Raw genomic sequence first — 4,342 nt, 5'->3', positions numbered from 1 at the left:
CATCTCCTTGCCCGCTGGCCAAAGCCAGCGGGTTTTTTGCTCAGCTGGCCTTTTGCTGTAAAGGGCTCGGCGCACCAATGCTCGACTTAAAGCTCGGCGAAGGCGGCTTCATTCTGGCATCCTCCCGCCACTGCTTGAAGCGAACAAAGGCTTCTGCTGCGGCATCGCATTGGATACGCGATGGACCATTTGAGTGCAGGATCACCTGCGCAGCGCGCCTGGAGAGGCCGTGCTTTTCCATGAACACATCGAGGTCGTACGGGCAGTTGTCGGAGACTGGATCGCTGCTGGCCTGATATTTGCCCACTCGTTCCTCCTATTCCCTCACGGCAAATCAACGGCTTTGCGACTCGCGTCGATAGCGCCGACGGCAAGATAACCGTTCGGATTGATGGCGGCGGCTTGGTCACAGTCGACCTCGATTCCATCGCCGACTGCTCGCCGACTTTCGCGCGTTGTTCACCGGCCCTGGCCTTCGGTGTGTCGATCGCAAGCGGAAAGTTGTAAGTCGGGATGCTCACGCTCGAAACACCATCCTCCATCACCTTCAGGATGGTGGCTGTCAAAGTGATCTCGTCACCAACTCGCGGACCTCGCGCCATCGTCTCCACCGCTTTGAGCCGGGTAGTTATTTAAACATTCAAGTTAGCTAAAATGTTCCGGAACCGATCGGGGTTTGGTGCCTTGAATCGGGCCCTCTCGAGTTCGGTGGTGCGGAGGTTCTGTTCAAGCCTGATGGAATAAGCAACGGCCTGAGCAGTGGGAACATTGCGGGCCAAACTGAACCCGCCAATTGGGACGAGAGACGAGCGCGGGTTCACCTTCCCCAAAGGCATACCTTGCGGCCTGCCAAGACAGGGCGCACTGTAACCGGGCTCCGGCACCTCCTCGATGTCGGTGCATGGCCCGGCCTGCAGAATCCTGTGTCACCTCGATTTAAGCAGACCGGGCTATCGCACGACCCTGATTGACCGGAAAACTGGTCAATTTTGTTGCTGACCCAGCTTCTTCGCCTCGCGCTCAAGCGTCTCGCGGTCATTGCCGTGTTTGGCAATCAATTCGCGGACCTCTGGGATCGTGAGTTGGAACTTGCTCGCAAGATAGCCAATTTCATATTCCTCGTCTCCCGACACCCGGTCGCGGTCTCGAAAATCGGTCTTGCTTTTGTCGTCTGCCATGGCTGTTCCTCCTAGTTGAAAGAGAACAGCAACCGTGCCGGAATGTTCCGAGGGCCTTCAGCAAACGCTAACGGAACTGAAACGGCCATGCGATATTGAATCAAATTCGAATGTTGCGTTGGAGTTCGTATGCGTAACGCCGACGAGCGGCTAAGATTCATCAAGCCGTTGGAGCCAGTGCAAGTCGAGACGCCGCCTGTGAGCGACGACTGGCTCCATGAAATCAAGCTCGACGGCTTCCGGACACAGGTGATACTCGACTGGGCCGGCGCCCGCGCTTTCTCCAGAAACGGCCACGACTGGTCGAAGCGGTATTGGCCGACCGTCGCCGCGGCGGAGAAGCTTCCGGCGAAGTCATTCATCCTCGACGGCGAGATGATCGCGCCCGAGCCCGACGGCCGGCCCAACTTTCATAGGATGCACTCGCGGATGACGCGGAACGCCGAACAGCTTGCTTTCGTCGCGTTCGATATCCTGCACCTCGACGGCCAGGATCTCCGTTCACTCCCGGCGATCGAGCGCAAGGCGAAGCTTTGGGATCTGGTGAAGCCGGCGAAGGGGATCATTCAATACAGCGAGCATGTCGAGGGCGGCGGCGCTGCCTTCTTCGAAGCCGTCGAGAAGATGGGCCTCGAAGGCATGGTCTCGAAGCGAAGGGAAAGTCCCTACAAGAGCGGCAAGATCGATGCCTGGGTGAAGACAAAATGCTGGGAGCTTGGCGAATTCGAGTTGCTGGGCATCAGGCGCGAGCCCGGCAAGGCGCCACAGGGCATCATGGCACGCGGCGGGAAATATGCCGGCTCGGCCACGGTCGCGCTCACCATGGAGATGCGGGAGCGTCTATGGCGACGAGTGCGCAAAGGGCGTTCGCCACCGCCAGGACTGCCGAAAGCCATTTCAAAGGCGGAATGGCTCGAGCCCGGCATCACTGCCCGTGTCAGGTATTTGCGCGGCGAACCGAAGCTACGCCATGCCACGGTGGAGGATGTCCGGGAAGAGTAGCCCGGCTGGCCTCGGCCAATCCATATGCTAAATTCCCACGATGGACCAACGAACCATTGATAGAGCGCTCTTCCTGCTCAGGCAGTATCGCGACACTCTTGTGATGAGCCACGCGCCAATGGGGCCTGATGGCGTGCCAGAGCTACGCACCGCAGCGCAGACCGCCGATCCGCTCGAAATAGCGGCGCTGGAGGATATCGCGCAGCTTGATGCGGTCATCAAAGAGATGTCGACGGCGGCTTCGTCAAGCGGATGCTCATATATTCGAATTGTCGGCAAATAATTCGGAACCGAATTGCCGCGTCGCTCTTATAGGACAGTGGCAAACCCCTTCACTCTCCGGGGTCCCATCCACAAGCAGGAGCGGCCCGTCGCCGTGTGGAAGATGACGACGGGCCGCCCTACGTCGCGAAGCGATCGATCTAAGGTAGTGTAGCCGCTATATGGCACCATCAAAGCCCGTCGCTCATCCTCCCAGCGACGGGCTTTCCCTTGCCTAAATAGATCGATCCTTCCTCTTTGATCGCGCCAGCATGCAGCGGGCCAGAGGCATGCGCCAGAGCGCCGGACGCAGCTCTGGTGAGGCTCTTGGAACCTAATGCCCGACTTTGACTTATGTCGGCCATGAGCACCCGTGGGACTGACTTTTTGTACAAGTGGATAGGCGCCAACGTTCCCGAGACGGTGGGTGCCGATATCATCTCGGTTGCCGAGTTGACCCAAAAGCTGTTCGCCGACGCGAAGTCGGTAGGCATCAGCAGCACCGAGATTGAGGAAGACACCGGCAGCGTCTATGAGGTCATCCTCGACGCAATCGTCCATCACGACGCCGGTATTGCAGATTGATGAGAGCAGAACGTGCCGCCCAAACGAACATACCGTCTACAGATCATGCTCAATGCCGAGGAACTGGCCGTGCTGGATGCTTGGCGTTTTGAGAGAAGAATGCCGACTCGATCTGACGCCGTTCGGGAGCTGTTTCGTCGTGGCCTCACCGCGGCGGATGACGATGCAGAGACGGGAGGCGGGCGTTCGGCAGACTTTAGGGTGCTGCCCACTCGGAACTAGCGTGCGCAGAAACGCGGGCTGGCGGGCCTCCCTGTGGCGCGCTATATCGGCCTCATGGCGGGCAAGGGCTGGACGTTTCAATCCCTGATCGACGCGAAGATGACCGTGACGGCGTTTTGCCACTGGTCACCCTGCAACCATAGCCAAAAGCTCAATCTCGCCCAGCTCCGGGACCGCTACGGCCCTGACGCGCCGGCAATGGCCGATGACCTCATTCCCAAGCTGAAATGCCACAGGTGCGGCGGCACGGATGTCGGCGTGATCTACACACCCGACACCAGCCCCAACGCCTACGGCAGGGCCAAGGGCGGATGATGATCGCCTTTTAGGTCCGGCGGGCCTTCCTAATTCTCCGCATGACTGAAGACGACTGCGCCACTGTCCTTGCGAACTTCAACCGACACAATCCCATCGTCGCCCTTTCGGGTCTGGAACATGGAGATTGCATGGTCTCTGGCGGTCTTCTCGGCGTCGAAAGTCGCCTTGTCGACAACACCCTGTCTTCCATACCAGATGACGGTGTAGGCCATCGTTGTCAGTTTCGACCGGTTGGTCTGGCTCTAGGTGGCAAGCTTTCACATGGATTTGCGGCCAGTCTGGCGGATCGCCTCTCTCTTAGCCACACGGACTTTTTTCTTGCCAGTTTCTCATCGCGAACGTCATCAACGGCCGATCGGCCACACTTCGCAATCACATAATCGGCTCTGTTCGTTCGAAAGTCTTCTTTTTGAACAGACAACATCGTTCCTCCCGGTTCGAGGCCTCCCTCCCTTTTTTGGCTGACTGGAGACACTAGCTGCCGATGTATCGCGCGAGTCTACCAATTGGGGATTGAGTAAAACGATGCACTCTGCATCGCGCTGCCACGTCAATCGGGCAGCAGTAGCACCACGAATCCTAGCACGACCATCAGCAGGGATCCGGACATGCCGATCATGTCGCGCTGCCGGTAGCGCCAGATCGCGCCGGCAAGCATCGAGGCGGTGATGGCGGCGATGTAGAGCGGGGCGGAGTTCTCCACAGCAATTCCATTGCACAGCGGGGTTAGCGGTGATTGTTCACCGACTGGTCTAGCGCTCAGGGCGAAGTGCCCG

Annotated in this window: 8 protein-coding genes; 4 read left to right on the top strand and 4 right to left on the bottom strand. The window is 58.8% G+C overall.

From position 1 onward, the window contains the following. Positions 1-40 precede the first annotated feature (40 nt). Positions 41-307 (bottom strand): hypothetical protein, encoded by a 267-nt coding sequence (locus tag EN781_RS27235; protein WP_127400508.1) that lies wholly within the window; start codon positions 305-307, stop codon positions 41-43. 676 nt (positions 308-983) lie between these two features. Next, the gene (locus tag EN781_RS27230; protein ID WP_126058581.1) at positions 984-1,178 is read right to left on the bottom strand and encodes a DUF3606 domain-containing protein; all 195 of its coding nucleotides are present in this window, start codon (positions 1,176-1,178) and stop codon (positions 984-986) included. Positions 1,179-1,307: 129 nt separating this feature from the next. On the opposite strand from EN781_RS27230, the gene EN781_RS27225 reads away from it, so the two are divergent. The 4 genes from EN781_RS27225 (at position 1,308) to EN781_RS27210 (ending at position 3,563) form a co-directional block, all read left to right on the top strand. Next, positions 1,308-2,180 (top strand): RNA ligase family protein, encoded by an 873-nt coding sequence (locus EN781_RS27225; protein ID WP_126058582.1) that lies wholly within the window; start codon positions 1,308-1,310, stop codon positions 2,178-2,180. A 40-nt stretch (positions 2,181-2,220) separates the two neighbouring features. Beyond that, a complete protein-coding gene (locus EN781_RS27220) occupies positions 2,221-2,463 on the top strand; it encodes a hypothetical protein (protein WP_126058583.1) in 243 nt (80 codons plus the stop codon). A 341-nt stretch (positions 2,464-2,804) separates the two neighbouring features. Further along, positions 2,805-3,026, top strand: a complete 222-nt coding sequence (locus EN781_RS27215; RefSeq protein ID WP_126059379.1) for a DUF768 domain-containing protein — start codon at positions 2,805-2,807, stop codon at positions 3,024-3,026. A gap of 255 nt (positions 3,027-3,281) precedes the next feature. Beyond that, complete coding sequence (locus EN781_RS27210) at positions 3,282-3,563, top strand: hypothetical protein (RefSeq protein ID WP_245455406.1); 282 nt, start codon at positions 3,282-3,284, stop codon at positions 3,561-3,563. 29 nt (positions 3,564-3,592) lie between these two features. Here EN781_RS27210 and EN781_RS27205 read toward each other — a convergent pair whose 3' ends face one another. Together EN781_RS27205 and EN781_RS34545 are read right to left on the bottom strand one after the other, a co-directional pair. Continuing rightward, positions 3,593-3,778, bottom strand: coding sequence for a hypothetical protein (locus EN781_RS27205; RefSeq protein WP_126058585.1), 186 nt, complete (start codon positions 3,776-3,778; stop codon positions 3,593-3,595). A gap of 338 nt (positions 3,779-4,116) precedes the next feature. Beyond that, on the bottom strand, positions 4,117-4,342 hold a 226-nt coding region (locus tag EN781_RS34545), incomplete at its 5' end, for a hypothetical protein (RefSeq protein WP_210213505.1).

It is taken from the genome of Mesorhizobium sp. M4A.F.Ca.ET.090.04.2.1, assembly GCF_003999085.1.
GTDB lineage: Bacteria > Pseudomonadota > Alphaproteobacteria > Rhizobiales > Rhizobiaceae > Mesorhizobium.
Note: the sequence above shows the minus strand (reverse complement) of the source record. Positions and strands in the feature narration are given on the sequence as shown.